At 70.6% G+C, this 25,875-nt stretch carries 21 protein-coding genes; 5 read left to right on the top strand and 16 right to left on the bottom strand.

Going from position 1 to position 25,875, the window contains the following annotated elements:
- Positions 1-32 precede the first annotated feature (32 nt).
- Entirely contained in the window at positions 33-1,583 is a 1,551-nt protein-coding gene (locus tag O7543_RS03605; RefSeq protein WP_281555183.1) for an AMP-binding protein, read from the bottom strand.
- Positions 1,584-1,652: 69 nt separating this feature from the next.
- Between O7543_RS03605 and O7543_RS03600 the strand changes: the two genes are divergently transcribed.
- A complete protein-coding gene (locus O7543_RS03600; protein WP_281555184.1) occupies positions 1,653-2,642 on the top strand; it encodes an MBL fold metallo-hydrolase in 990 nt (329 codons plus the stop codon).
- 3 nt (positions 2,643-2,645) lie between these two features.
- Here O7543_RS03600 and O7543_RS03595 read toward each other — a convergent pair whose 3' ends face one another.
- The 11 genes from O7543_RS03595 to O7543_RS03545 are packed head-to-tail and all read right to left on the bottom strand — an operon-like array spanning position 2,646 to position 14,767.
- Positions 2,646-4,247: an AMP-binding protein gene (locus O7543_RS03595; RefSeq protein WP_281555185.1), complete on the bottom strand. Its 1,602-nt coding sequence runs from the start codon at positions 4,245-4,247 to the stop codon at positions 2,646-2,648.
- Positions 4,244-5,767, bottom strand: coding sequence for an AMP-binding protein (locus O7543_RS03590; protein ID WP_281555186.1), 1,524 nt, complete (start codon positions 5,765-5,767; stop codon positions 4,244-4,246). The genes O7543_RS03595 and O7543_RS03590 overlap by 4 nt, the downstream gene beginning before the upstream one ends.
- Positions 5,767-6,261 (bottom strand): VOC family protein, encoded by a 495-nt coding sequence (locus O7543_RS03585; protein ID WP_281555187.1) that lies wholly within the window; start codon positions 6,259-6,261, stop codon positions 5,767-5,769. Before O7543_RS03585 ends, O7543_RS03590 begins: the two co-directional genes overlap by 1 nt.
- A gap of 22 nt (positions 6,262-6,283) precedes the next feature.
- Positions 6,284-7,204: an SDR family NAD(P)-dependent oxidoreductase gene (locus O7543_RS03580; RefSeq protein WP_281555188.1), complete on the bottom strand. Its 921-nt coding sequence runs from the start codon at positions 7,202-7,204 to the stop codon at positions 6,284-6,286.
- A complete protein-coding gene (locus tag O7543_RS03575) occupies positions 7,201-8,385 on the bottom strand; it encodes an acetyl-CoA acetyltransferase (RefSeq protein WP_281555189.1) in 1,185 nt (394 codons plus the stop codon). The genes O7543_RS03580 and O7543_RS03575 overlap by 4 nt, the downstream gene beginning before the upstream one ends.
- Entirely contained in the window at positions 8,375-9,775 is a 1,401-nt protein-coding gene (locus O7543_RS03570) for a zinc ribbon domain-containing protein (protein WP_281555190.1), read from the bottom strand. The genes O7543_RS03575 and O7543_RS03570 overlap by 11 nt, the downstream gene beginning before the upstream one ends.
- A 16-nt stretch (positions 9,776-9,791) precedes the next feature.
- Positions 9,792-10,583: an ABC transporter ATP-binding protein gene (locus tag O7543_RS03565; protein ID WP_281555191.1), complete on the bottom strand. Its 792-nt coding sequence runs from the start codon at positions 10,581-10,583 to the stop codon at positions 9,792-9,794.
- Entirely contained in the window at positions 10,580-11,470 is an 891-nt protein-coding gene (locus tag O7543_RS03560; protein WP_281555192.1) for an ABC transporter permease, read from the bottom strand. The genes O7543_RS03565 and O7543_RS03560 overlap by 4 nt, the downstream gene beginning before the upstream one ends.
- 5 nt (positions 11,471-11,475) lie before the next feature.
- Positions 11,476-12,399, bottom strand: a complete 924-nt coding sequence (locus tag O7543_RS03555) for an ABC transporter permease (RefSeq protein ID WP_281555193.1) — start codon at positions 12,397-12,399, stop codon at positions 11,476-11,478.
- Entirely contained in the window at positions 12,396-13,241 is an 846-nt protein-coding gene (locus O7543_RS03550) for a dipeptide/oligopeptide/nickel ABC transporter ATP-binding protein (protein ID WP_281555194.1), read from the bottom strand. Before O7543_RS03550 ends, O7543_RS03555 begins: the two co-directional genes overlap by 4 nt.
- 2 nt (positions 13,242-13,243) lie before the next feature.
- Complete coding sequence (locus O7543_RS03545; RefSeq protein WP_281555195.1) at positions 13,244-14,767, bottom strand: ABC transporter substrate-binding protein; 1,524 nt, start codon at positions 14,765-14,767, stop codon at positions 13,244-13,246.
- 191 nt (positions 14,768-14,958) lie between these two features.
- Between O7543_RS03545 and O7543_RS03540 the strand changes: the two genes are divergently transcribed.
- Genes O7543_RS03540 through O7543_RS03530 form a run of 3 tightly spaced genes read left to right on the top strand, consistent with a single transcriptional unit; the run spans position 14,959 to position 17,024 of the window.
- On the top strand, positions 14,959-15,696 hold the full coding sequence (locus O7543_RS03540) for an enoyl-CoA hydratase/isomerase family protein (protein WP_281555196.1): 738 nt from the start codon (positions 14,959-14,961) through the stop codon (positions 15,694-15,696).
- Positions 15,693-16,502, top strand: a complete 810-nt coding sequence (locus O7543_RS03535; RefSeq protein ID WP_281555197.1) for a VOC family protein — start codon at positions 15,693-15,695, stop codon at positions 16,500-16,502. The genes O7543_RS03540 and O7543_RS03535 overlap by 4 nt, the downstream gene beginning before the upstream one ends.
- Before the next feature lie 6 nt (positions 16,503-16,508).
- Positions 16,509-17,024: a flavin reductase family protein gene (locus O7543_RS03530; protein WP_281555198.1), complete on the top strand. Its 516-nt coding sequence runs from the start codon at positions 16,509-16,511 to the stop codon at positions 17,022-17,024.
- A gap of 38 nt (positions 17,025-17,062) precedes the next feature.
- On the opposite strand, the gene O7543_RS03525 is transcribed toward O7543_RS03530, so the two are convergent.
- Positions 17,063-17,548, bottom strand: coding sequence for a MaoC family dehydratase (locus O7543_RS03525; RefSeq protein ID WP_281555199.1), 486 nt, complete (start codon positions 17,546-17,548; stop codon positions 17,063-17,065).
- 93 nt (positions 17,549-17,641) lie between these two features.
- On the opposite strand from O7543_RS03525, the gene O7543_RS03520 reads away from it, so the two are divergent.
- Positions 17,642-18,790, top strand: a complete 1,149-nt coding sequence (locus tag O7543_RS03520) for an acyl-CoA dehydrogenase family protein (RefSeq protein WP_281555600.1) — start codon at positions 17,642-17,644, stop codon at positions 18,788-18,790.
- A gap of 15 nt (positions 18,791-18,805) precedes the next feature.
- Here the strand turns inward: O7543_RS03520 and O7543_RS03515 are convergent, their stop codons facing one another.
- The 3 genes from O7543_RS03515 to O7543_RS03505 all read right to left on the bottom strand — a co-directional run bounded on the left by O7543_RS03515 (position 18,806) and on the right by O7543_RS03505 (position 25,604).
- Positions 18,806-19,441, bottom strand: a complete 636-nt coding sequence (locus O7543_RS03515) for a TetR/AcrR family transcriptional regulator (protein ID WP_281555200.1) — start codon at positions 19,439-19,441, stop codon at positions 18,806-18,808.
- Between the two features lie 67 nt (positions 19,442-19,508).
- Positions 19,509-24,977 carry a biotin carboxylase N-terminal domain-containing protein gene (locus O7543_RS03510; protein ID WP_281555201.1) on the bottom strand — a complete coding sequence of 1,823 codons (5,469 nt, stop codon included), beginning with the start codon at positions 24,975-24,977 and terminating at the stop codon, positions 19,509-19,511.
- Between the two features lie 168 nt (positions 24,978-25,145).
- Positions 25,146-25,604, bottom strand: a complete 459-nt coding sequence (locus tag O7543_RS03505) for a hypothetical protein (protein ID WP_281555202.1) — start codon at positions 25,602-25,604, stop codon at positions 25,146-25,148.
- Positions 25,605-25,875: the final 271 nt, after the last annotated feature.

Here is a 25,875-nt window from a genome sequence, read left to right as displayed (position 1 = left end):
TCCCCTGTCGTCGGACACCTCACACGTCGTGGTCACGCCGACACCTCCGGGGTACGGTTGAGCCGCGCCTTGTAGAGCTTGCCGTTGGGATCGCGAGGCAACGCCGCGCAGACGACGTACGAATGCGGACGTTTCGGCTTGGCCAACCGTTCGGCTAGGTAGGTGCGGATCCGCGCGAGCGCCGTTTCGGCGTCGGGTGCGCTCTCGGTCAGCACGACGTGGGCCTGCGGCACCTCGCCGAACTCCGGATCGGGTACGCCGACGACTCCGGCGTCGGCGATCCAGTCGTGACCGAGCAACGCGGCCTCGATCTCGGCCGGGTAGACGTTGACCCCGCCGACCAGGATCAGTTCGGCGGCCCGGCCGGTGATGTACAGGAAACCGTCGGCGTCGACGTGGCCCACGTCCCAGACGGTCATCAGCCCGTCGCGGCGGGCGCCGTCGGTCTTGCCGGGGTCGTTGTGGTACTCGACCCGGTCGGAGCCCTGACGCATGTACACGATGCCGGTCTGGCCGGCCGGCACCTCGTTGCCGGCCTCGTCGAGGATCCGCAGCGTCGAGATGGACGCCGGGCGACCGACCGTGCCCGGGTGGGCGAGCCACTCGTGCGGGCGGGCGATGGTGGTGCCGACCTCGGTCGAGCCGTAGTACTCGTAGACCACCGGGCCGAACCAGTCGAGGATGCGCTGCTTGACCTCGCGCGGGCACGGCGCGGCGCCGTGCAGGACATAGCGCAGCGAGGAGATGTCGTAGCTGTCGCGCACCGGTTGGGGCAGTTGCAGCAGCCGGTAGAAGTGGGTCGGCACCATGCTCGTCCCGGTGACCCGCTGGTCGTGGACCCGACGTAGGAAACCCTCCGGCGTCCAGCCGTCCATCAGGACCATCGTGCCGCCGGCGTGCAGTGCGCCCATCGCGGGGGTGATGTTCGCCGAGTGGTACAGCGGAGCCGAGACGAGCCAGGATCCGAACGCTGGGCGTTCCATCCCGAACTCCTGGAACAACCACCGGTAGGTCGACGCACCCGTGTCGGCGTCGACTCCGGCCAGTGGTCGTTTCACCCCCTTCGGGCGGCCGGTGGTGCCCGAGGTGTACATCATCAGCGACCCGGCCGGGGTCTGCTCCGGGCTCACGGTCGGCATGCCGTCGGTGAGCTGCGACAGCGGGCGGACGCGACCGGTGGTGGGGGATCCGTCGACGTACACCTGCACCCCGGGCACACCGGCGTGGGCCGCAGCGGCGACGACCGGCTCCACCCGCGCGGAGCAGACGACCACCTTGGCGCCGCTGTCGGCGAGGATGTAGGCGATCTCGGGCTCGGTCAGGTGGTAGTTGAGCGTCACCAGGTAGAGCCCTGACTGCATCGCGGCCAGGTAGAGCGCGACCATGCCGGCGCTGTTGGTCATCACCGCCGCGACCGTGTCACCGGCACGCAGGCCCGCACGGGTGCGCAGGCCGTGCGAGATCCGGTTCACCTCGGCGTACATCTCGCCGTAGGAGATCTGCCGATCATCGGCAGTCACGATCGCGCACAGCTCCGGCTCGGCGGCTGCCCAGAGCCGGAAGCCGGTCCGCTCGTCGCTCATCGGACTCCTTGAGTTAGATTCCGACCATCCGGTATGTTGTTGTTTCCACAGTAAGGGAGGCATCTGGCGATGTCCAGACCCGTGAACGACGCGCACGCCGCCAGCTATCACGCCCGGCGGATGCCGACTCCGACCGAGGTCACCGACGGGGTCTGGGCGATCCCGGTCCCGCTGCGCGGCAGCGCGCTGCGCTACGTCACCGTCTTCCTGATCGACACCGGTGACGGCAGTGTCCTGATCGACGCCGGCTACGACCACCCGAGCTGCTGGGAGTCGTTCACCGGGTCGGTCACCGCGATCGGCCACCGGGTCGAGACGATCTCCACCGTCCTGCTCACCCACAACCACCCGGACCACATCGGCTTCGCCGCCCGGATCCGGGCGCTGTCCGGCGCCTCGGTGGTCATGGGGCAGGCCGACGACTTCGCCACCATGCGCCGGAGCAGGGGCGGTTTCCTCACCCAACTGCGCACCGCCCTCACGACGACCGGCGCCCCACCCGACGTCGTCGAGGCGATGTACGCCGACGCGGTGGCGGTCACCGCGCACCACGAGGACCTGCGGATCGACCTTGCCGTGGCCGACGAGACCGAGTTCCGGTTCGGCGACGTGACCATCCGCGCCGTGCCGGCCCCGGGGCACACCTACGGGCACACCGTCTACGTCGACACCCGCGGCCTGGTCTTCACCGGCGACACGATGATGTCCGAGGGGCCCACCCAGCTCGCGATCGTCAGCCGCGCCGACGACGACCCGACGGCGGACCTGTTCCGGACGCTGCAGCGCATCCGCGACCTCGGCGCGACGATCGCCTGCCCGGCCCACCAGTTCCCGTACCGCGACGTCGCGGCCCGCGCCGACGAGCTGGCCGCGCTGCACCGCGCCGAGGTCGCCGCCGTCAGCGCTCTGGCCGGGGCCGACGGGCAGGCCACCGCCTGGGACGTCGCCCGGCGGATGCGGTGGCGTAAGCCCTGGGACGAACTCGGCCGGGGCACCCAACGGTTCTCCCTCGTCCATGCCCAGGCCCTGCTGCGGCACACCGCGGGCGTCCACCGGTAGTCGTCAGTCCCGTCGCGACCGGTCGTACGTCCAGTCCGGCTGCGCCGACGACCGCAGCTCCCGCAGGCTCCGCTTCAGCACCTTGCCGGACGGATTCGTCGGAAACTCGTCCACGACGTAGATCTCCTTCGGGACTTTGAAACCACCGAGGCGCTGCCGGGCGTGCGCGATCAGCGACTCGGGTTCCAGGCCGGGTCGACCGATCACGAACGCCACCGGGACCTCCAGCCACACCGGATGCGGCGCAGCCACCACCGACGCGGCCAACACCAGCGGGTGGTCGGCCAGCACGTTCTCGATCTCGGCGCTGGACATGTTCTCCCCACCGCTGCGGATCATGTCCTTGAGCCGGTCGCGGATGTACAGGTAGCCGTCGGCGTCGAACCGACCGATGTCGCCGGTGTGGAACCACCCGTCGCGCCAGGCCGCCCTGGTCGCCTGCGGATCGTCGAGGTAGCCGGGGCTCACCTTCGGGCCGCGCGCAATCACCTCCCCGTCGTCGCCGACCAGCACGTCGTTGCCGTCCGCGTCGACCACCCGCACCCGGACCCACGGCACGGGCAGGCCGACCGACCCCTGCTTGGACCGCATGTGCGCCTCGTCCAGGTACGTCAGAGCGCCGCACGTCTCGGTGAGACCGTAACCCTCGATCAGCCGCGCGTCCGGAAAAAGCTCCCGCGCCACGGCGAACAACGCCGACGTGACCTGCGAGTAGATGACCCACCGCAATGAGGTCAGATCGACGGCGGCATCGGCCGCACGGCGGACCATGTCGAGCATCGTCGCCGCCATCACCATGCCGGTGATCCGCTCGGTCTCGATCGCCCGCAGCACCGCCGCCGGCTCGAACCGCCGTTGCAGCACCATCGTGCCGCCGACATGCCAGATGCCGAAGCCCGGCAGGTCGGTGCCGCCGACGTGGTACAGCGGTGCGAAGTTGAGGATCCGGTCGCTCGGCCGCAGCCCGAGCTCGACGATCTGGGCGTGCATGTTCATGTTCACGTTGCCGTGGGTGAGCAGCACGCCCTTGGGCAGCCCGGTCGTGCCGGAGGTGTAGACGATCCGGTGCAGGGCCGCGTCGTCGAGATCGACGTCGGCGACCCGGGCACCCCGGTGGGTCCAGATCAGCGCGCGCACGTCTACCCAGCCGTCGTCGTCGATCGGCTCCAGCGCGAACCGGCGCACGTCGGCCACGGGCTCACTCGATCCGGTGTCGGTCAACGCCGCGTCGGTCAACGCCGCGTCGGTCAACGCCGCGTCGGTCAACGCGGCGAACTCCGGGACCGTCGCGACCGCCCGGACCCGCGCGTGCCGCAGCAGCTGGGCCAGCTCGGCGGCGGTGAGCCGGTAGTTCAGTGGCACGAAGACCGCGCCGAGCTTCGACAACGCCAGCGACAGCAGCAGGAACTCGGGCACGTTGTTCGAGATGATCGCCACCCGGACGTCGCGGCGGATCCCCTCGGCGGCCAGCCCTGCGGCCAGGGCCTCGACGTCGACGGCGAGCTGGCGGTGGGTCCACCGCCGGCCCTCGAAGACCAACGCGTCGACGTCGGCGAACCTCCTGGCGTTGCCGGCCAGCATCGCGGCGACGTTCGCCGTACTCATCCGGTCACCGCCGTCTCGCGCAGCTGCTTCTTGAGCACCTTGCCGGAGTCGTTGCGCGGCAGCGACGTCACGATCTGCACGTACTTCGGCACCTTGTACCGGGCCAGCTCGGCCCGGCAGTGCTCGCGGATCCCCTCCGCCGTGGTGGTCGCGTCGGCGCGCAGGATCACGTACGCCTTCGGGACCTCGTCCCAGGTCTGGTCCGGCACCCCGATGACGGCGACCTCGCTGACGTCGGGATGCCCGGCGATGACCCGTTCGACCTCGGCGCTGGCGATGTTCTCCCCACCGGACTTGATCAGGTCGGCGCGGCGGTCGACGAACCACAGGTAGCCGTCGGCGTCGATCCGCCCGACGTCTCCGGTCAGGAACCAACCGTCCCGGCGGGTCCGCCGGTTGGCCTCGTCGTCGTTCCAGTAGCCGGGTGAGATCTTCTCGCCCCGGATGATGATCTCTCCTTCCACGCCGGGCGGCACCAGCTGGAAGTGCTCGTCGACGATCCGGATGTGCACCCCGGGAAACGGCGCGCCGAGCGCGCCGACCTTGCACTGTTCGTGGGCGGCATCCAGGTAGCAGACGCCGTTGCACAGCTCGGTCATGCCAAAGGTGTCCACCAGCCGGACGTGCGGCAGCCGACGTTTCACCTCGCGCCGCACGCTGGGCGCGACCCCGGCGAAGAGCAGGTAACGCAGCGACCCGAGATCCGACTGGTCGTCGCGGTCGAGTAGGCCGAAGAGGATCTGCGCGGCCAGGACCATGCCGGTGATCCGCTCCCGGGCCACGGTCCGGGCGATGTCCGCAGGCTTGAACGTCGGGGTCAGCACCATCGTCGCGCCCGCCACGAACGTCGCCAGGCCCGGCGCCTCCAGCCCACTGACGTGGAACAGCGGAGCGGAGACGAGGATCCGGTCGGCTGCGGTCAGCTCCAGTTCGAGCACCTGCGCCAGGTGGTTGGCGGTGAGGTTCCCGCAGGTGTGGATGACGCCCTTCGGCCGTGCGGTGGTGCCGGAGGTGTAGAGCAGCCGGTGTACGTCGGCAGCGGTCTTCTCGGCGTCCGGCACCCGTACCCCGGGCGGCGCCGCAGCGAGCAGATCGGCCAGCCGACGGGCGTCAACGACGACCCGGGCCCCGTTGGCCACGACCGTCCGCAGCCCGGTCGTGGCCGCCAGGGTGGCGGCGACGTCGGCGAAGTCGTCGTCGTAGATCAGCCCGGTGACACCGGCCTGGTCGAGGACGTACGCCTGCTCGTGGGGGTGCAGCCGCCAGTTGAGCGGAACCGAGATCGCACCGAGGCGGCTCAGCGCCAGCAGTTCGATGACGTAGGTGGCGGTGTTGCGCCCGAGCACCCCGACCAGGTCGCCGTCGACGATGCCGGCGTCGCGCAGTGCCGCAGCGTGCCGGTCGACGTCGGCGTCCAGTTCGGCATAGGTCCAGCGGGAATCCCCGTCGACCAGTGCCTCCCGCTCGGCGCGGCGCAGCGCCTGCCGGCGCAGCGTTTCGGTGAAGTTGCTGGTCGCCATCAGCTGCCGCCCTCCCGCCGCCGGGCCAGGATCTCCTCCCGGGACGGCAGCGCCACGAACTCCAGCAGGTTGCCGTCGAGGTCACGGGCCGCGAACGCGGTGATCAGCCCGTAGTTGTCGAGCATGACCTCATTCGGCGGGCTCAGACACTGCGCGCCCAGCTCGACCAGTCGTGCGTGCAGCTCGTCCATCTCCGCCAGCGGCACCGCGAAGCTGAGCAGGAAGGTGCCCAGCTCCAGATGTCCACCGGTCGCCGTCCGGGTCGCGGGGCCGTTCCACTCGATCAGCTCCAGCTGACCGATGCGGCTCGGCCCCTGCAGGTACTGGACCCGGCCGGTGGTGCCAGCGGGCAGTCCCAGCGACACCTCGATGCCGGGGCCGGCCACGTCGGCCCGCAGCGTCCGGCGGTAGCCCAGCGCCTTCTCGTAGAAATCCGCAGCCCGGTCGACGTCGGAAACGGTCACGGCCACATGGTGTACCTCGCTCACCGGCATGGTGGCTCCCTTCCTTGACGGCTCAGGCGGTTGGGCCGGCGGGTTTGGACAGGGCCCGCTGGATCAGCGTGACCTCGTCGGCGCCACTGTCGGGGACGATGAAGTCGTCGAGCCGGCAGATGTCGTCGATCGACGCGCTGATGTCGTCGGGCGAGACCGGCTCGGCCCCGCCGTACCAGCCGGGGGTGACGCCGATGAAGATTCGCCCGACCCGGCCACCGCCGACGGTGAGGATGTGCCGGTTCAGCTGGCACTGCCCGGAGGCGAGAAAGGTCGCCACCGCAGCGACGTGCTGCGGGTCGAACCGGTCGGCCAGCTCACCGAGGAGGTTCTCGGTCATCCGGGTCGCGGCGGTCGGTGCGATCGCGTTCACCAGGATGCCCCGGCGGGCACCCTCCAGCGCGAGCACGTTCATCAGACCGATCAGGCCGGCCTTGGCCGCCCCGTAGTTGGCCTGGCCGAAGTTGCCGAACAACCCGGACGACGAGCTGGTCAGCACGATTCGCCCGTACCCCCGATCGGCCATCTGCCCCCACGCGGGCCGCAACACGTGGAACGCACCGGCGAGATGCACGTCGAGGACCGCGGCGACGTCCTCCTCGCGCATCTTGGCCAGCGTGCCGTCCCGCAGGATGCCGGCGTTGTGGATCACCGCGTCGATCCGGCCGAACTCCTGCAGGGCCCGTGCGACGAGGTCGGCGCCACCCGCTGCGGTGGCGATCGAGTCCGTCGACGCGACCCCGACGCCGCCCGCGGCGCGGATCTCGTCGACCACCCGCTGCGCCGCACCGGAGGAACCCGAACCGTCCACCGCCCCGCCGAGATCGTTGACAACCACGCGGGCACCGCGTTCGGCCAGCAGCAGGGCGTGCGCCCGGCCGATCCCGTTGCCGGCGCCGGTGACGATCACGACCTGCCCGTCGAGGCGCACCTGGGCGTTCACCGCTGACTCCCCAGCACCGCGACGAACGCCACGCAGGAACCCGGCTGCCCACCGAGGTTCTGGGCGAGGGCCAACCGGGCGTCGGGCACCTGGCGGGCACCGGCCGCACCCCGCAGCTGGGTGAAGCACTCGAACACCATCCGTAGCCCGGTGGCGCCGATCGGGTGGCCGAACGACTTGAGACCTCCGTCGGTGTTCACCGGCAACGCGCCGCCGCGGTCGTACCGGCCGTCGAGGATGTCCCGCCAGGCCTTGCCCCGCTCGGAGAATCCCAGGTCCTCCATCAGCACCACCTCCGTCGGAGTGAAACAGTCGTGCACCTCGGCCAGCGAGATCTGTGTCGCCGGGTCGGTGACACCCGCCTGGTCGTAGGCCTGTCGCGCCGCCTGCACCACCTCCGGGAAGGTGGTGAAGTCGTAGCCGTCGGTGGCCAGACCCGAGCCCGAGCCCGCGACGAACCCCATCCCCCGCAGGAACACCGGCTTGTCGGTGTAACGGTAGGCGTCCTCGGCTCGGACCAGGATGGCCGCGGCGGCGCCGTCGGAGACGCCCGAGCAGTCCAGTACGCCGAGCTGCCCGGCGACGCGCGGCGCGTTCTCAACGGCCTCGGCGGAGACAGCCCTACGGAACTGGGCGCGCTCGTTCAACGCGCCGTTCTCGTGGTTCTTCGTCGCGACCTTGGTGAGCGCATCGCGCATGTCCCGCGCGCCGACGCCGTACGCCTGCTGATAGGCGGGGGCGAGCAGGGAGAATCCGGCGGGTGCGGTCCAGTCGACGTCGGTGCCGTCGGCGGGTGGGTAGACGGCGGCCAGACCGGAGTACGCCGAATCCTTCAGCTTCTCCACCCCGGTCGCCATGACCATGTCGTACGCCCCGGACGCGACCGCGAACGCCGCGTTGCGCAGCGACTCCGAGCCGGTGGCGCAGTAGTTCTCCACCCGGGTTACCGGCTTGCCGACCAGGCGCAACGGCCGGGCAAGAGTCTGCCCGGACATGCCGGAGCCCTGGGTACCCACCCAGAACGCGTCGATGTCGTCGAGGGTGGCACCGGGCAGCGACCCGACGCACTCGTGCACCGCGTCGACCAGCAGATCGTCGGCGGACCGGTGCCAGTGGTCGCGGAACGGGGTACAGCCCATCGCGACGATCGCGACGTCGTGGGCCATCCGCCTACTGGCCATCGGTGGTCTCCTTCCGTGGCCGGAGTTTCCAGAAGTAGTTGGGGATCGAATCGGTGGTCCACAGCCGCCGGAACGTCGGCGTCATCACCATGCCCACGGCCACGTCGCCCGGCGCGACGTCGGTCGCGTACGCGCTGAGTCGGCCGCCGCCGTCGATGTCGGCGACGACGACCGCGACCTCCGGTTCCGGCATGGTGGTCAGATGGTCCCTGGTCACCGAGACGACCCGGGCGCTCTTGTCCCGCAGCGGGACCGTCGCTGGCGTCTGTCCCGACGCGGCGCTGCCGCAGGAGGCGCAGACCCGGGCCGGCGGTGTGGTGACCTTCGCACAGGCGTCGCACCGGCTGCCCTCCAGGCGGAACTTCCAGCCGGACCGGCGGAACATCGGCGGCGACGCCGGTGCCGGCGACGCGGGCCGGGCCGGGCCCTGCACGTCCAGCAGTCCGCGCCAGCGCAGGTAGCGGCCGTAGCCGACGGGTTGCCGGGCGGCAAGCTGCTGCCGTACGGCCGGGCCGCCGCGCGCCTCCCGTACCCCGTCGCCGACCCGCCAGACGAAGGCGTCGGCGCCCTCGGTCGCCGACAGCAGCAGGATCGTCCGGCCGGGCCGCGCCTCGTCGAACGCGGCGGCGAGCAGCAGCGCGGGGTGGGCGGCACCGGTGAAACCGGTGGCCCGTTCGACCTTCGCGTCGGCCCCCGATCCGCCCAGCGTGCGCCGCAGCGCCGCGGCGGCGCGGGTATTCGACGACGACACGACGACCTCGTCGACGGCGTCCAGGCCGGCGAGGGCGAACGCGCGGCGGGCCGCGTCGAGGCCGGCGGTGACGAGGACGTCGGCGGTGAACCGTTCGTCCCAGACGCGGTCGTGCCGTTCCCCGGGCAGCCGCCACCGTTCCAGGATCTCGGTGGTGTGTCCGGCGCGGGCGAGCAGCGTCGCGGCGCGGGTGCCGCCGCCGACGAACGCCGCGGCGCCGTCGCCCTGGGCGAGCTCGTCCGGTGCCCCCGGTCGGGTGGTCCGCAGGTCGGCCAGCACCGCCGCGTCGCCGGAGCACGCGACGAGGTTGAGGGCGGTCGCGCCGCAGCGGTGCCCGCGCAGATCGACCGCGCTGACGGCCGGATCGAGCCCGAGCGCGGCGTGCACGACCCCGGCCGAGGTCTTCGCCTCGTACGGCGCACTGGTGGTGGCGAGCAGCAGCTGCCGACCGGCGTGGTCGGCGGCGGTGAGGTGCCGCATCGCTTCGACGGCCATGGTGACGGCGTCCTCGTCGAAGGCGGCGACGCCGCGCACCGGACCGCCCGGCCTGGGTGGTCCGGTCGCGTCGAGCCTGTTGTCGTGCAGGGCGTACGCCGGCAGGTGTACCGCGTAGCCGTCGATGCCGGGCTGATCGGGCATGTGTCGCGGTTCTCCTTCAACTCCACGAGGGGATGGCGGCGAGCAGTCGCCGGGTGTACTCCTGTTGCGGCTCGTCCAACACCTGCTTGGCCGCACCCTGCTCGACGACCCGGCCGCTGCTCATCACCGCGATCCGGTCACAGAGGTCGCTGGCGAGCATCAGGTCGTGGGTGACGAAGAGCAGGCCGATGCCGAGTTCGTCGACCAGGGTGCGGAACAGCTCGACGACCTTGGTCTGGGTGGTGACATCGAGGGCGGTGGTGCACTCGTCTGCGATCACCAGCGCCGGACGGGTGACGACGGCCAGCCCGATGGCGACCCGCTGGCGCAGCCCGCCGGAGAGCTGGTGCGGGTAGCTGCCCAGCACCCGGGCCGGGTCGGTGATGCGCATCTGCGCCAGCACCTCCACCGAGCGGCGCTCGACCTCGGCCCGGGTGATGCCCCGGACGTGGCGGCGCAGCACCTCGACGAGCTGTGTGCCGATCTTCATCAGCGGGTTCAACGACCGGGAGGCGTCCTGGAAGACCATGCCCACGGCGCTGCCCCGGACCCGGTCGGTGCGGTCCACGCCGGGGGCCACCACCTCGTCGCCGGCGAGGGTGACCCGGCCCTGTTCGACATCGACGTTGCGTTCGAGCAGCCCGACGACGGTGCGGGCCAGGGTGGTCTTGCCACTGCCGGACTCGCCGACGACGCCGACGATGCGGCCCCGTTCCACGTCGAGGTCGACGTCGTCGAGCAGTCGCAGGTCGCCGTCGGCGAGTCGGGCGACGACGGACAGGCCGCAGACGCTCAGCAGCGCGGTCATCGGCGCCTCTTCCGTGGGTCGTGGTGGGTGAGCAGCGCGTCGCCCAACAGGTTGACCAGCAGCACCAGCAGGGTGATGGCGAGCCCGGGGAACAGCGCGATCCACCAGGCCTGGCTCAGCTCGTCCTGGCCGGAGGCCAGCATCGACCCCCAGCTGACGCTCGGTGGCGGTACGCCGAGGCCGAGGAAGCTCAGCGCGCTCTCGATCAGGATCGCCGTGCCGACCTGGAGGGTGCCGAGCGCGACGACCGTGCCGGCGAGGTTGGGCAGGACGTGTCGGAAGACGATCCGCGCCTCCGACGCGCCGGCCGCCCGCAGGCCGGTGACGAACTGCCGCTCGCGGATCGCCAGGGTCGCCGACCGGGTGACCCGGGCGCAGACCGCCCACCCGGTCAGCGCCAGCACCAGGAACAGCACTGGCAGCGAACTGCCCCGGTTCGAGATGATCGCGAGGGCGACCAGGATGAACGGCAGGGCCAGCTGAGCGTCGATGAGCACCGAGATGACCCGGTCGACCCAGCCGCGGAAGTAGCCGGCCAGCACGCCGAGCAGGGTGCCGGGGCCGATCGCGACCAGCGCGCCGACCAGGCCGATCAGAATGGTCAGCCGGCCGGCGGAGACGAACTGTGTGAGGACGTCCTGGCCGAGCTTGTCGGTGCCGAGCGGGTGCGCCCAGGTTCCGCCGTCGAGGAAGGCGGGCGGTCGCCGGGTCGCCGCCAGGTCCTGCCCGGTGTCGGGCAGCAGTCCGGTCAGCGGCAACACCAGCACCAGGCCGGCGACGACCACCAGCGGCAGGGACAGCCAGAACACCGAGGTACGGGACCGCCGTGCCGGGCGTCGTGGCGGTTGCGCCGCCGGCGGCGCCGGGTGCAGATCGGATCGGCTCACGGCCGTCACCTCACCCTCGGGTCGACGACCGAATGGATCACGTCGACGAGCAGGTTCAGCAGGACGAACGTCAACGCGCCGAAGACGACGATCGCCTGGACGAGCGGGAAGTCACGGAACTGGATGGCCTGCAGCGCCAGCTGGCCGAGGCCGGGCCAGGAATAGACGTACTCGATCGCGACTGCGCCGGAGAGCAGGATCCCGGTCTGCAGCACGACGATGGTCAGGATCGGCATCATCGAGTTCTTGAACGCGTGCCGCCACACGACCCGCCGGCCGCGCAGCCCGCGGGCCCGGGCGGAGTCGATGTACGGCTCGGCCAACGTCTCGCTCATCGACGCCCGGGTGAGCCGGGCGATCTGCGCCATCGGGTACACCGCCATGGTGACGGCGGGAAGGACCAGATGCTGCGGGGTGCCGGACTGCCCGGCGGGCAGCCAGCCGAGGTTCACGGCGAACAGCGCCACCAGCATCATGCCGAACCAGAAGACGGGCACCGATTGGCCGAGCAGGGCGACGGTGGAGGCGGCGCGGTCCCACCAGGTGCCCTCGCGGGTCGCGGCCAGCACCCCGAGCGGCACTCCGACGAGTACGGCGAGTGCCATGCCGGCGGCGACCAGTTGCAGGGTGAACGGCAGTCGGTCGGCGATCAGGGTGGTGTTGGCCTGGTAGAACTGCAGCGACTGGCCAAGGTCACCGGTGAGGATGCCCTTCAGGTACTCGAGGTACTGGACGACCAGCGGCAGGTCGAGGCCGAGTTCGTGCCGCAGAGCGTCCCGCTGCTCCGGGGTGGCCATCGGTCCGAGGATGGCCACGGTCGGATCACCGGAAAGCCGGCCGAGCGCGAACGCCAGGCTCAGCGCGATGAGCAGGGACGCCAGCAGCGACGCCAGGCGGCTGCCGACCCGTCGGACGGTGCTGGCCTTCATCGGCGGGACCTCCAGCGGGCGCCGGGCATCGCGGCGAGCAGTTCGCGGGTGTAGTCGTCGCGGGGGGTGACGAAGACCGCCTCGCACGGCCCCGACTCGACCACCCGGCCCTGGTACATGACGTGTACGACATCGCAGATCGAGCGGACGACGGCGAGGTCGTGGCTGATCATCAGCAGGGCCGCGCCGGTGCTCTGCCGGATCTGGGTCAGCAGCGCCAGCACGTCGGCCTGCACCGACACGTCGAGACCGGAGGTCGGTTCGTCCGCCACGATCAGCCGCGGCCGCATCAGCAGGGCGCGGGCGATGCAGACCCGCTGGGCCTGGCCGCCGGAGAGCTGGTGCGGGTAGCGGTCCAGGATCTGCGGTGCCAGCCGGACCCGGTCGAGCAGTTCGGTGTCGCTGATCCAGGAGGTGCGCTCGGGTTGCAGCCGACGCAGTTCGCGCAGCCCGGAGCGGACCGACTGCCGGGGGTCGAGCGATCCGTGCGGATCCTGGAAGACCACCTGCACCTCGGGGCGCAGCCGCCGCAGCCGTGCCCGACTGATCGCGGAGAGCTGGTGCCCGAGCAGCCGGATTGCCCCGTCGCCACGGGTGCCCAGCCCGGTGGCCGCCATGGCGAGCGTCGTCTTGCCGGACCCCGACTCGCCGACGACGGCGACGCTCTCGCCGGCGCCGATACGCAGCGACACGTGGTCGACCGCGCGCAGCACCGCCCCCGTGCTCCGGTCGCGGTGCTCGACGACCAGATCGTCGACCACCAGCACGGCGGTGTCGGTGTCCGAGGTGCGGGGGTGCCCGGCGAGGTCGCCGGGCACCCCCGTCTGCGCTGCTCCGGTCATCGTCAGAGGGTCGTCTTCGTGAAGTCCACGGTATTCAGCGGACCGAACTCGACACCGGTGACACCGGGACCGGTCGCGTAGTTGAAGATCTGCCGGTAGAGCGGCACGTAGCAGTGCTTCTCGACCACTCCGATGGTGTTGAGCTGCTCGTAGATCGGGGCGGCCTGCTCGGCGCTGTCCTGTTCGAGCGCCTGCTGGGCGAGCTGGTCGATCTGCGGGTCAGGGCAGTTGCCGGTCAACGACGCGGTCTTCATGAAGCCGCTGACGAAGTAGTCCGGCACGGCGACGTTGGGCACTCCGGCGAAGATGGCGACACCGGGGACCTGGCGGCCGATGATCCGCTGAACCAGGGTGCCGTAGTCGAGCGGCTCGTAGCTGACCGTGAAGCCGGCCTGTTCGAGGCTGCCGCCCACCGCCTGGGCGACCTCTTCGATGTTGGTGTACTGCGCCGCCGGATAGGTGATCTGTACGGCCGGGGTGGCGTCACCGACGAGTTGCGCGGCCTTCGCCGGGTCGGCGGTGACACTGTCCTGCGGTTGCTGGCCGGGCCGGACGTTGAGCAGTCCGGCGTCGGCAGCGGCCTGGCCGTCGAAGATGCCGCTGACGATCGCGTCCCGGTCGATGGCCAGGGCCGCGGCCTCACGCAGCTGCGGGTCGTCGAACGGCGCCTTGGTCGAGTCGAGGAAGGCGATGATCTTTATGGCGGTCTCGGTGCGTACCACGTCGACCCCGGCCGCTTCGGCCGCCTGCGCCTGGGCCGGCGGTAGGTCGAAGGAGACGTCGACGGTCCCGCTCTGGATCAACGCGAGCCGCTGCGCGGCCTCGTTTGCCCAGGTGAAGGTCACACCGTCGTTCGTCGGTTCGTCGCCCCAGTAGTCGGGGTTCTTGGTGACCGAGATGTCACGACCGGCGTTGGCGCCGGCCCACACGTACGGGCCGGTGCCGACCGGGGCCGCAGCGAAGCCTTCGGACCCCTGCTCCTGGTAGTAGGCCGGTGGGACCAGATAGACCGTGGTGAGCAGGTCGGGAATGTTGTACTGCGGCGTGCCGGTGGTGACCACGACGGTGGCGTCGTCGGTGGCCTCGATCGAGGTGACGTTGCCGAAGTAGGACTTCAGCGGTGACCCCTCAGTGTCGCGGGTGAGCGTGATGGTGTTCGCGACGGCGGCGGCGTCGGCAGCTTCCCCGTTGCTGAAGGTGATGTCGGGGCGGACGGTGAACGTCCAGGTCGTGGCGTCGGTACGGGTCCAGTTGGTGATGAGACCGGTGTCGGTGGGCGCGAGGTCGTCGCCGGTGTCGATCAGCGGTTCGAGCATCGTCGCCCAGACGACCTGGGCGGAGCGCGCACCGACGATTGGATCGAGGGTGGCGGGCTGGGCCGCGAGCAGCGCACGGATGACAGTCGGGCCGGACGAACCGGTGTCGTCGGGTTCGGTGCCACCGCAGGCGGTCAGGCCGACGCTGGCGACAGTGATGGCGGCGGCGGCCACGAGGGGCCGCCGGGAACGCAGGATTTTCATGATCATCAGGGGTGTCCTTCACAGCGATGGACCCGTTCACGTCGCCGCGTTGCGCGCCGGTGACGCTCGCCACAAAGTACCGACCAGCCGGTATCAAGTCAACGTTCAAGCAGGTATCTCGACTATGACATTCGCGTGACAAAGGCCAGCCAACCAGCGGCGTTGTGAACATACCGACCGGTATGTATGATACCCCGGTGGCCCCTACCCTCACCCCTCGGCACGACGGACGCCTCATCCGGGTGCGCTATGACAACGCGGCCCGCGGCAACTGCTTCGACGACACCGCGCTGCATGAACTCGTCCACGCACTGGAGACCGCTGCGGCCATCGACAGCTGCGCGGTCGTCGAGCTCGAGATGGCCGGCCGGAACTTCTGCGGCGGCTGGGACACCACGGCGTTCACCGAGCTGGCCGGCAGTTCGTCGGAGACGGTGGCGGACAGTCTGCGCGCCAGCGACGCCGCACTGCGGCGGATCCGGCGACTCCCGGTGCCGGTGGTCGCCGCGGTACGGGGCCGGGTGATCGGCTTCGGTGCCGGCCTGCTCGACGCCGTGCACCTGCCGATCGCCGCGACCAGTGCCCGCCTGTCGTTACCCGAGGCCCGGTTCGGTTTCGCCCCCGCCGGAGTCGGCTACGCGATCGCCCGGGCGCTACCCCGCCCGCAGGCCTACCACCTGCTGACCGGGGCCACGACCGCGTCCGCCGATCAGATGCTCGCCTGGGGCCTGGTCGCCGAGGTCGTCGCCGACGACGACCTCGACCGCGCGGCCGGGGCTCTGGTCGAGACGCTGCTCGCCGTACCCGGCCGCACGCTGCGAGCGGTGGTCGAGGTGGTCGAGTCGAGCCGGGCCACCGGACGGCCGGATCATGTCTACGACGTCTCGGCGCGCACCATCGTCGCCGGTGTCACCGCGCGCGGAGCGGACCGATGAGCGGTCGGTTCCAGGCTGGCGAGGCCGTCTGGGTGGAGCTGGCCACCCCCGATCCGGACCAGGTCGAACCTTTCTACCGGGCACTACTCGGCTGGACGGTGCGTGCCGAACGGCTCGGTGCCACCACCTACCGGATGTGTGGCATCGACGGACGCGACGTGGCCGGCATCTCCGACGCCGCCGCGCTGCACGCCGGCCGGCCCCGGGGGTGGATCGTCTACTTCGCGGTCGACGACGTGAGTCGGAGCGCCTCCCGGGCGGTCCAGCTCGGCGGCGAGCTGGTCACCCCACCGCGATATCTGCCGGCCGCCGGAACCGGCGCCGTCGTCATCGACCCGTTCGGTGCCGCGTTCGGCCTCTACCAGGGCGAGTCACGCACCGGTGCGCAACTGCTCAACTCGGTCGGCGCACTGTGCTGGAACGAACTGAACACCGGGGAGCCCGCCGCCTCGGTGAGCTACTACCGGTCCCTGTTCGGCTACGCCACCCGGCGGACGGCAGACACGCCCACCGCCCGCCCGTACACCCTGCTGATGCTCGGCGACGTCGCGGTCGCCGGTGTGCTGGCACTCGACAACGAATGGCCGAACCTGATCCCGGCGAAGTGGATCACCTACTTCGCTGTGGACTGCCTGGACGACGCGCTGCGGCGGGTCTGCGCGCTCGGCGGGACGCCGACCGTCGGCCCGGTCCGGAGCCCGTACGGACGTCTTCACCTGGTGAAGGATCCCGGCGGCCATTCACTTTGCCTCATCCAGCTCGACGGCGGTCTGCGCCCCGGGCACGACTCCTCCCCCAGGTGGTGACCTCCCTTGACGGCCGAGCCGCTGTTCGATTCGACGGAGTTCCGTCAGGTGTGTGGTCACTTCCCCACCGGCGTCACCGCGATCACCGCGATCACCGCCCAGAGCGGCGTCGCCGCGCTGACCGTGAACTCGTTCACCTCGGTCTCGCTGCAGCCAGCGAAGGTGTTGTTCTGCGTGACCAGTTCCTCGTCCAGCTTCCCGACTTTGGTCGGATCCAGACGGATCGCCATCCACATCCTCAGCCGGGACCAGGAGGACGTGGCCCGCCGGTTCGCCACATCCGGGCTGACCGGCGCGGAGAAACTCGCCGGGGTGTCCTGGCTGCCCGGCCCCGACGGGGTTCCGCTGCTGCCCGGCACACCGGCGGTGCTCGCCGGACGACGTGACGAGGTGATCACCAGCGGCGACCACGTCATCTTCCTGCTCGACATCGACCACGTGCACCTGAAGCCGACGAACGTGCCGGCGTTGTCGTTCTACCGGGGGCGGTTCGTCAGTCCGTCGGCCACCACGACCGAGTGAGCGGGTGACGCCCCGCCGTCGCCGATCGTCGACGTGGATCAGCTGTAGTACCGGAACAGGATCTCGGCCACGCAGCAGGGCGTCGGCCCATCGGCGAACTCCACCGTCACCGAAGCCTTGGCCTGCACACCGTCCCCGGTACCAGGGACGGCGGTGATCGGCTGGGCCGACACCAACGTCGCGGTGCCCTGGATCGGCACACCGGGCGGCAAGGGTCGGACGAACCGGACCCGATCCAGCCCGTAGTTGACACCCATGGCGAAGGTCTGCACCTCGAGGATGTCCGCGAGCAGGCGCGGGACGAGTGCCAAGGTCAGGAATCCGTGCACGACGGTGGTACCGAACGGGCCGGTCCGCGCCCGCTCGACGTCGACGTGGATCCATTGGTGGTCCCCGGTGACGTCGGCGAACTGGTCGATCTGCCGCTGAGTCACCACCTGTGGTGCGCTGGCCCCCAGCTCCGCGCCGACCAGGTCGAGCAGGTCACCCGGGTTACGCACGATCGTCCGTGATGCGGTTCGCATGGTCACTCCAACGGAGAACGGCCATCGGCGGCCTTCTTCATTCCGACCGGATGGTATCATCAGCTTCGGATAACTGAGCAGGGAGGTTCCGTGGTGTTCGAGGCGTACCAGCTGCCCGAGGAGCACGCAGCAGTGCGGCAGGCCGTACGAGAGGTGTGCGACGACAAGGTCGCGCCACATGCGGCGGCCGCCGACGAGAACGCCGAGTTTCCGCAGGCCTCCTACGATGCGCTGCGCGCCGCCGACTTCCACGCCCCGCACATCCCCGTCGAGTACGGCGGTGCCGGCGCGGACGCCCTCGCCACCGCGATCGTCATCGAGGAGGTGGCACGGGCATGTGCCACCTCCTCGCTGATCCCGGCTGGCAACAAGCTCGGCACCATGCCGCTACTGCTCGCTGCCGGCGGGCACCTCAAGCAGCGGTATCTACCACCAGTCGCCCGGGGCGAGGCGATGTTCTCGTACTGCCTGTCCGAGCCCGACGCCGGCAGCGACGCGGCCGGCATGCGGACCCGCGCCGAACGCGACGGCGACGTCTGGGTACTAAACGGGGTCAAGCGCTGGATCACCAACGCCGGACTGAGCGACTACTACACGGTCTTCGCCGTCACCGACCCGGCGGCACGCACGCGCGGCATCTCCGCCTTCGTGGTGGAAAGGTCCGATCCCGGCGTCAGCTTCGGCGCACCGGAGCGCAAACTCGGCATCAAGGGATCCCCGACCCGCGAGGTGTACCTCGACAACGTCCGCGTCCCGGCGGACCGGATCATCGGTGCGCCGGGAACCGGCTTCGCGACGGCGATGCGGACACTGGATCACACCCGCGTCACCATCGCCGCTCAGGCCCTGGGCATCGCCCAGGGCGCGCTGGACTACGCCCTGGGTTACGTACGGCAACGACAACAGTTCGGCCGGGCCATCGCCGACTTCCAGGGCGTCCAGTTCCTCCTAGCGGACATGGGCATGACCCTGGAGGCGGCACGGCAGCTCACCTACGCGGCCGCCGGCAGGTCCGAGCGGGGCGGGCCGGACCTGACCTACTTCGGCGCGGCGGCGAAGTGCTTCGCCTCAGATGCGGCGATGAGGATCACCACCGATGCCGTCCAGCTGCTCGGCGGCTACGGGTACACCCGTGACTTCCCGGTGGAACGGATGATGCGCGACGCCAAGATCACCCAGATCTACGAGGGCACCAACCAGGTGCAACGCGTCGTCATGGCCCGCCAACTGCTCGCCGGCTGACCGGCCCCGCACGGTTCAGCGGAGCCCTTCGAGCACCATCGCGCTGAACTGGCGCGCCACCTCGTCGATGCTGAGCGGACCGTCGACGTTGAGCCACTGGTACGCCCAGGCACACATGCCCACCAGCCCGAAGGTGACGATCCGCGGGTCCATGTCCGTGCGGAGGACACCACGGGCGATACCGTCGGAGATCATGCCGGCGAAGGCCGCCTCCACCGCGTCACGCTTGCGCGTCACCTCGGCGAACATGTCTCCGGCGAGGTACCGCCGCTCCTGGTAGAAGATCGTCACGTGTGCCCGGTACTCGGCCACGCTGGTCAGGCTGAACCGGATGAGCTCCGCCACCCGCACCGCCGGGTCGTCGCTGCCGGACTCGATCTGCTGGATTGCGGCCAGTTGCGCTTCCAGGTACTCCTCCTGGATGTGCCGCAGCAGGTCGTCCTTGCTCTCGAAGTGGTGGTAGAAGGCACCCTTGGTCAGCCCGGCCTGGTCGGCGATCTCCTGCACCGACGTCCGGTCGAAACCCCGACGCCCGAACAGTTCCAGCGCGCTGGCGATCAACGACTTGCGGGTGTTCTCCGGGTCGTATCCGTCGGCCCAGCGTTGCCTGCGCCGGGTCGCCGCCGGGCGGTTCGACGTCGCACGAGCCATCGGTGGCCTCCACTTCCCGCTCCACTCAGAGCCCGACAATCCTACCGCCCGGTCGGAAGGTTCGCTGTCACCGCCCCTCCCGCAGCCGGGATTCGATGGTGGCGATGATCCGCGGGCGCAGCTCGGCTGCGCTGATGACGGCATCCACCGAGCCGACCTCGACGGCGCGCCGGATGTCGTGGATCCGGTCGAACTCGGTGGCCACCTCGCCCAGCTTCTCCGCCCGTACCGACGACCGCAGCTCGTCGAGCTCGGCGGCCAACGCGGCGCGATCGGTGCCCGACGACGCGGCCACCCGGCCCTCCAGTTCTCGGATCCGCGAATCGCGCGCGGTACGGGCGTCCACCTCGCCGGAGAACACCACTGCAGCGGCGGGAGCGCCACCGAGTACCGAGGCGAACGAACCTTCCAGCGCGAGCACCGTCATGGCGGGGTTCAACGCCTTCGAGAAGACCACGAACGCGCCACCGTGGTACCGCGAGATCACACAGAACACGATCGGCCCACGGAAGTTCACGATCGCCCGGCCGATCTCGGCGCCGTACTCCAGCTGCAGCTTGCGCATCGACTCGGGCGAGCCGTCAAAGCCCGACAGGTTGGCCAGCACCACCAGCGGCCGGTTGCCGCTGGCCGCGTTGATCGCCCGCGCGGCCTTCTTCGACGACTGCGGGAACAGCGTGCCCGCGGTGTAGGTGTCCGGGCCGTCGGTGGGCGGGAAACCACGCCGCGGCACGGTCCGCGACTCGATACCGAGCAGGCATGCGGGGATGCCGCCGAGGTGCACGTCCTGCACCACGGCGGTGTCGGCGTCGGCCATGCCCGCCCAGCGTTCCAGCATCGGGTGGTCCTGGTCGGCCAGCGCCTGCATCACGGTCCGGATGTCGAACGGCTTCTTGCGGTCCGGATTGGCCTCGGCCGAGAAAATCTCCCCTACGGTGGTGAAGTCACTGCCAGCCAGCGTGTGCGGGAAGGTGGAGACGTCGCGGTCGGTTGGGTCGGTGGTGGCCGCCCGGCGCGGTCCGGTCTCTCCCGGTACGACGTACGTGTGGTCGTAGTGGGCCAGCAGCACGTCCCGCGCGGCGGTCAGGCTCGGCGCCCAGTACTGCGCCTGCCCGTTCGGACCCATCACCCGGTCGTAGCCGCCGATGCCGAAATTGTCCTCGGCGGACACCCCGCCGGAGAAGTCCAGCGACTGCTTGCCGGTGAGCACCATCGCCGAGTCCGGCGTCATCACCAGGATGCCCTTGGTGTGCATGAGCATCGTCGCCTCGGCGTTCCAGTACGGCTGCGCGCCGACGTTGATGCCCGCGACCACGATGTTGATCTCACCGCCGGCCTGGGTGAACTCGACGATCCGTTTGAGCGCGGCGGCCACCCAGTCCATGTTCTCGGTGCCCGACTCCATGGAGATCCGGGCTCCGGCGGACAACGCGTACCACTCCACCGGCACCCGCATCCGCTCGGCCAGGTCCAGGGCCGCGATGATCCGGCGGCACTCCGGCTCGGACAGTGCGCCGAGCGACTTCGTCGGATCGCCGAACAGCGCGACCCGGGTGACCCCCTCGGGGTGGCGGGGGGTGACCGTGCTGACCACACCGGCGACGATTGCCGCGCGGTTGCTCCCCTTCGGCCGGTCGACCGGCGCCAACGCGTTGTGTTCGTCGAGGTCGTGCTCGACGAAGTCGCCGAGCCGGCCGGTGAGTTCGTACGGGTACACCGTGTTGCGGCTGCTCGCCCGCAGCACCTTCAGTCGGTAGTCGTCCAACGGCTCGACCGGCTCGGCCGGCGGCTCGCCGACGACCAGTTCGGCCCCGCCGGTGGCGTCGAAGGCGATCCGTACGGCCATCTTCGTCAGCTCGCCGGTCACCCGGTCGCGTCGGCGCCCGATGAACAGGATCTCCTCCAACCCGGCACCCGCAGTCGTCGGGCGCATCCGCCCGGCGATCATCTCCATCTCCTGGCGGGTGAGGTCGTTCGGCGGCCAGACGTAGATCACGATCCGGTTGGTGGTGAAGCGGGTCTTCGACGGTCTGCGCGACTGTGCCCGGCGGATCGAGTCGAGGCAGGCCGCGACGGTGTCCTCGGTGGTCGGCAGCGACACCAGGCGTCCATCATGGTCACGCAGCCGGGTCAGGTCACGTACCTGCGCGAACGCGACGAGACGCTGGTCGGACGGGTTCTCCCGGGCGACGCACTGGAACAGGTAGACCTCCTCGTCCAGCGAGGGCAGCCGGGTCAGGTCGAACTTGCGCAGCCGCTCCAGCTGCATGCGCTGCGCGATGTACGGGTGCAGGCCGCGGATCAGCCGCTCCTCGACCATTCCCCCGCTCGACGGGCGGAACGTGAAATGGTGGTGCATCACCGCGCCAGCGCGGCCCGCGATGGTGGTGGTCACCCGGCGGACCTGGGGCGGCAGCGGATGCGCGGCGACGACGTCGAGCAGCGCCGCCGCCATGGCGTCGAAGTCCTCCGGCTGGTTCTCCCAGGCGAGATAGACGTCGGCGTCGATGGACTCCCGGCCACCGGCCAGCTCTGCGAGCCCGCCGAGGGCGGACCCCAGGGCGTCGATGGCCACGGCGGTGGTGACCACGCTCGAGTCCGCCCGCTCGGCGACCACGAAGGTGCAGCCGGCGACCTGGTGGGCGTGGACCGCGGTGAGTCCCTTGTTGCCGTAGTACCGGCGGGTCAGCACCTCCAGCATGACCGCGTTGTCGAGGTGGTCACGGACGATCCGCTGGCCTAGCAGCCGGACCAGCGGTTCGGTGCTGCGGACCATGTCGGCGATCCGCTCGGCGCGCTCCGGCGTCTCCGGATGGGCGTCCAGGTGACGCAGGTGCGCGCGGACCCGGGCGTAGACGGTGGCCCGGTTGCGGCGCAGCAACGGCTGCGCGAACCAGGCGAACACCACACCTCGGGCGAGGTCGGCGATCACCGGGAAGCGGACCTGGGTGGCGGCGACCAGTCGCTCCAGGGCGAGACCGGCGGGCTCGTGCAACGACTGGCCGGGTGGCGGCTCCCGCAGCCACGCGCGAAGCAGTGTCGCGACGACGGTGGCGTCGGCGGCGGCACGCTGCAGAGCGAGGAAGATCCGGAAGACGGCGGCTTCGAGATCGGCGGAGCGCTCCAGATCGGTGACGCCGTAGTGACTGAGCGCCTTGGCGAGCTTGGTCTGGAAGGCGTCCGGCAGGCCGGCCCGTTCGACATCGAGGCTCTGCAGGTAGGTGTGGAAGTACTCGCGGTCGCTGTGCACGTGCCCGTCGCCGTCGGCGTCGGTCGGTCGGTTGCGGCTCAGCTCGGCGAGGTCGGCGAAGACCTCGATGAGATCGATCTCAGCGGCCAACGGCCGGTCGCCGTCCTCGGCAGCGGCCCGGCGCGCGACGAGATAGTCGTCGAGGACGCGGCGGTCGTCGTGCGGGTCGACGTCGAAGCCGAGGAGCAGTCCGCGCAGGCCTTCCTGACCCTGTCGGCACCGTTCGGCCGGCGGGAGCGCCCCGGACGCGGCGGGCATCTCCAGCTCGACGGGCGCGACCGGGCCGGACGCCGGGCCGGCGGCGGCGTCGTCCGCGACCGGTTCCAGCCTCAGCAGCGGTGCGCCCGCCTCGACCTGGTTCCCGACCGACACGCCGGATTCCTTCAGCCGGGCCTTGAACGGTGCCCGCAGCACCGTTTCCATCTTCATGGCCTCGAGCACCAGCACCGGCGCTCCCGCCTCCACCTCGGCACCGACCGGCACCGGGGTAGCGACGATCAGGGCGGGCATCGGCGCGCGGAGCACGCCGCCCTCGTCGCGGCTGACCCGGTGGGTCACCCCGTCGACCTCGACCAGGTGGACCGGCCCGTGCGTTGCGGTGACCAGACGATGGCGGCTGCCGTTGACGACGATCTGCCCGGTGTGCCGGTCGAAGCGGTCCAACTCGACGTCGGCGCTGTGCACGACGTCTGCCACCTCAATGCCGACGCGGAACCGGTACGCCCCGGTCCGCGCCACCCGTACCCGGTAGCCGACGCCCCGCAGCTTGAGGTCCACCGGGCGGCCGCTGGCGTGCTGCACCTGCGGGCGGCCGCCGGACGCGGTGGACAGCAGTCGCTGCCGTTCGACGCGCTCGTCGGCCTCGTAGCCCTCGATCGCGGCCGCGGCGAGGGCGACGGCGACGTGCCGGTGGGCGACGAGCCGGCCCGCACCGCGGACCCGGTCGATCCACCCGGTGTCCGCGCTGGCGTCGATCACCTCGGGTTGATCGAGCAGGTCGATCACGAAACTCTTGTTCGTCGCGCCACCCTCGATGATCACGGTGGTGTTCGCCATCGCCCGGCGCAGCCGGCCGAGCGCCTCCTCACGGTCCCGTCCGTACGCGATGATCTTGGCGATCATGGAGTCGAAGGCGGCGGGGATGGTGTCGCCCTCGCTGACCCCGGTGTCCACCCGGATCCCGGGCCCGGAGGGCAGGTCCAGCCGGGCGATCCAACCGGGCGACGGCGCGAAGTCGCGGTCCGGATCCTCGGCGTTGAGCCGGGCCTCGACGGCGTGCCCGCGCTCGGACGGCGGCGCGCCCTCCAGCCGCCCGCCCGACGCCACGTGCAGCTGCGCCTTGACTAGATCGAACCCGGTGGTGGACTCGGTGATCGGGTGCTCCACCTGCAGCCGGGTGTTGACCTCGAGGAACGCGAACATGCGGTCACCCGGGTGATAGAGAAACTCGACGGTCGCCGCGCCCCGGTAGCCGACCGCGACGGCGAGCCGTTCGGCCGCGGCCTTGAGGTCGGCGGCCTGCGCCGGGCTGAGCACCGGCGACGCCGACTCCTCGATCACCTTTTGGTTACGCCGCTGCACTGAGCAGTCACGCACGCCGAGTGCCCAGGCGGTGCCCTGGCCGTCGGCGATCACCTGGACCTCCACGTGCCGGGCACCGGTGACCAGCCGTTCCAGGAACACGACGCCGCTACCGAACGCGCGGGCGGCTTCCTGACTGGTGCGTTCGTACGCGTCGACGAGCTCGGCCTCGTTGGTGATCACCCGGATGCCGCGCCCGCCGCCACCGGCGGTCGCCTTCAACATCAGCGGGTAGCCGATGCCGCTCGCCGCCGCCACGGCGGCCTCCAGGGTCTCGACCGCGCCCCGGCTCCACGGGGCGACCGGTACGCCGACCTCCTCGGCAATCAGCTTTGCGCCGATCTTGTCGCCGAGCTGACGCATCGCGTGCGCGCTCGGTCCGACGAAGGTGACGCCGGTCTTCTCGCACAGCTCCGCGAACGCCGGGGACTCGGCGACGAAGCCCCAGCCGACCCACGCCGCGTCGGCGCCGGTGGCCACCAGGGCGCGTTCCAGGACCGTCAGATCGAGGTACGGCCGGGCGGACGCCGGCCCGAGGTCGTAGGCGATGTCCGCCTCACGGACGAACGTCGCGGTACGGTCGACGTCGGTGTACAGGGCGACGGTCTCGATCCGCGCCCCGGTCTCGGCGGCCAGCTCCCGGGCGGCGTGGATGAGCCGCATCGCGGCCTCACCACGGTTGACGATGGCAATGCGGCTGAACACCCGATCGGCCCTCCGGTACGCCTACGATCCACGCGTCGCTGATGCGACTCCGACAGGATCACCCTTACGCCTGCCGGCTGGAAACACCATAGGGCGTCCGACTAAGTAACGACCATGTCACTCGATGCGGTTGCCGCCACCGGTGCCGGTCGGCTCTCGCCGGATTCCTCAGGCCAGCGTGCTCGGCGCGCCGGTAGGTGCCGGCGCGATAGGTCCGACCTGGGCGGATGCCGGTACCATGACCGCCTGGTAGGGCTCGACGACGACGGCGTCGCCGCAGTCGCGCAGCTGGGTGACGAACGGCTCCGGCACCCACGCCGCCTCGATGTTGCCGGCTTCGAGCTGGGCCGGGACGTCGGGGAAGGCGACCTCGCCGAACGGCTGACCGATGGCGAAGCCGATGTCTCCGTTGATCAGGGCGGGGATGGCCTGGGCGCCACCCTGTGCGGGCAGCACCTCCACCTCGATCCCCCGCTCGGCGAAGATGCCGGCTCCGATGCCGCCCCACAGGGCGGCGGTTTCCGTGCTCGGCAGCGCCGCGACCCTGACCTGACGCAGCTCGCCGTCCGTCCGGTCGTCGGTCGGGGTCGCGTCCGAGTCGGTGCAGGCGGTAAGGGCGAACGCCATGGTGGCAATCAGCCCGAAGGTAAGTGTCTTCTTCGCTGACGAGGCCTTCCGGAGCGGAGGTCGTGGGGTGCGTCGATCCCGGCAATAGGCCCACCCCGCGAAAATGCGAACTGATGTGAGCGGAGTCACCCTGCCGTGGTGGCCATGCTCGACTACGAGGTCGCCAGATATCAACAAAGGTCTGACGAACGTCACGGAAAAGCTGAGTATCGCTGCCTGACCGGTGGCACCACGAAGGCCGCGCCGGACCGGGATTCCCGGTCCGGCGCGG

This window comes from Solwaraspora sp. WMMA2080, from assembly GCF_027497395.1.
Taxonomy (GTDB): Bacteria; Actinomycetota; Actinomycetes; order Mycobacteriales; family Micromonosporaceae; genus Micromonospora_E.
The sequence above is the reverse complement of the archived record's forward strand: the minus strand, read 5'-3'. Positions and strand labels throughout refer to the sequence as shown.

Excerpts from the sequence above, each read along its gene's own strand:
- O7543_RS03605 (WP_281555183.1), bottom strand. The coding sequence starts at position 1,583 with ATGAGCGACGAGCGGACCGGCTTCCGGCTCTGGGCAGCCGCCGAGCCG.
- O7543_RS03600 (WP_281555184.1), top strand. The coding sequence starts at position 1,653 with ATGTCCAGACCCGTGAACGACGCGCACGCCGCCAGCTATCACGCCCGG.
- O7543_RS03595 (WP_281555185.1), bottom strand. The coding sequence starts at position 4,247 with ATGAGTACGGCGAACGTCGCCGCGATGCTGGCCGGCAACGCCAGGAGG.
- O7543_RS03590 (WP_281555186.1), bottom strand. The coding sequence starts at position 5,767 with ATGGCGACCAGCAACTTCACCGAAACGCTGCGCCGGCAGGCGCTGCGC.
- O7543_RS03585 (WP_281555187.1), bottom strand. The coding sequence starts at position 6,261 with ATGCCGGTGAGCGAGGTACACCATGTGGCCGTGACCGTTTCCGACGTC.
- O7543_RS03575 (WP_281555189.1), bottom strand. The coding sequence starts at position 8,385 with ATGGCCAGTAGGCGGATGGCCCACGACGTCGCGATCGTCGCGATGGGC.
- O7543_RS03570 (WP_281555190.1), bottom strand. The coding sequence starts at position 9,775 with ATGCCCGATCAGCCCGGCATCGACGGCTACGCGGTACACCTGCCGGCG.
- O7543_RS03565 (WP_281555191.1), bottom strand. The coding sequence starts at position 10,583 with ATGACCGCGCTGCTGAGCGTCTGCGGCCTGTCCGTCGTCGCCCGACTC.
- O7543_RS03555 (WP_281555193.1), bottom strand. The coding sequence starts at position 12,399 with ATGAAGGCCAGCACCGTCCGACGGGTCGGCAGCCGCCTGGCGTCGCTG.
- O7543_RS03550 (WP_281555194.1), bottom strand. The coding sequence starts at position 13,241 with ATGACCGGAGCAGCGCAGACGGGGGTGCCCGGCGACCTCGCCGGGCAC.
- O7543_RS03545 (WP_281555195.1), bottom strand. The coding sequence starts at position 14,767 with ATGATCATGAAAATCCTGCGTTCCCGGCGGCCCCTCGTGGCCGCCGCC.
- O7543_RS03535 (WP_281555197.1), top strand. The coding sequence starts at position 15,693 with ATGAGCGGTCGGTTCCAGGCTGGCGAGGCCGTCTGGGTGGAGCTGGCC.
- O7543_RS03525 (WP_281555199.1), bottom strand. The coding sequence starts at position 17,548 with ATGCGAACCGCATCACGGACGATCGTGCGTAACCCGGGTGACCTGCTC.
- O7543_RS03515 (WP_281555200.1), bottom strand. The coding sequence starts at position 19,441 with ATGGCTCGTGCGACGTCGAACCGCCCGGCGGCGACCCGGCGCAGGCAA.
- O7543_RS03505 (WP_281555202.1), bottom strand. The coding sequence starts at position 25,604 with ATGGCGTTCGCCCTTACCGCCTGCACCGACTCGGACGCGACCCCGACC.